Annotated in this window: 1 protein-coding gene; it reads left to right on the top strand. The window is 31.0% G+C overall.

The window, feature by feature from the left end; translation table 11 throughout:
* Positions 1 to 54 precede the first annotated feature (54 nt).
* Positions 55 to 939 (top strand): hypothetical protein (locus tag HUN22_RS17305; protein WP_174731972.1); only part of this gene is annotated, 885 nt, incomplete at its 3' end.

Genomic DNA, 939 nt, shown 5'->3' with positions numbered 1-939 from the left:
ATTACAATAAGATATCAATTATTATATGAAATTGAATAAAGGAATTTTTAACTAATGATCAAAGATATTCCAACAAGCGAAGAGTTTGATATCGCAGCAAAAGCTCAGTTCGATTTTGCATGGGACATAGTAATTTCATTTTTATTAATGATTAATGATGCCAGTCGGTATTCAGAAATAGATGATCATGATAAAGATGCTTTTTGGGAAACTGCACGTCAAAGAGTTCTTACATCACTTATAATTGCTCAACAAGGAGTTGAATTAGCAATAAAAGGGAGGCTCGTTGAAATTAGTCCATATTTGCTTATTTCAGGAAATTATTCAGATTGGCCTAAAGATAATGTTGGTAAAGGAGTAAGCTTCTCAGAATTTAGAGCTATTGATGCTCAAGATTTAATCAAGGTTTATAATACGGTTAATGATACGAAATTTGATGATAATTTTTCTGAATTGTTTGATAGGCTTAGAAAGCAAAGAAATAAAGCAATGCATACTGTGAGTAGAGATTTGAGCGTGTCAGCTCAAGAAGTCATTTTGATTCTGCTTGAGGTACATGAATATCTTTATCATGATGAAAATTGGGTTGAAACACGTGCTGATTTTCTTGAAAATTCACCAGAAACGCATTTATATTTTGATACAGACCATGTACCTGGTCTAGTTGCTAAAGAATTTTTAACTGTATTCAATTTTTTAACTTCTTCACAGATAAATCGTTTTTTTAAAATTAATAAGAAACAACGTTTATATTATTGCCCAAAATGTAAATATGAAGGAGATAAATATGAAGGAATTGAACCTAGATATGCAGTTTTAAGACCTAATAAACCTGATTCAGATAACTTATTTTGTTTCGTTTGTAATGATGTACACTTAGTTGATAGAGATGATTGTTTAGCAGATGGATGCCCAGGGAACGTAATTAGCTGTGAATAC

This window comes from Acinetobacter lactucae, assembly GCF_013344765.1.
GTDB classification, from domain to species: domain Bacteria; phylum Pseudomonadota; class Gammaproteobacteria; order Pseudomonadales; family Moraxellaceae; genus Acinetobacter; species Acinetobacter lactucae_A.
The sequence above is the reverse complement of the archived record's forward strand: the minus strand, read 5'-3'. Positions and strand labels throughout refer to the sequence as shown.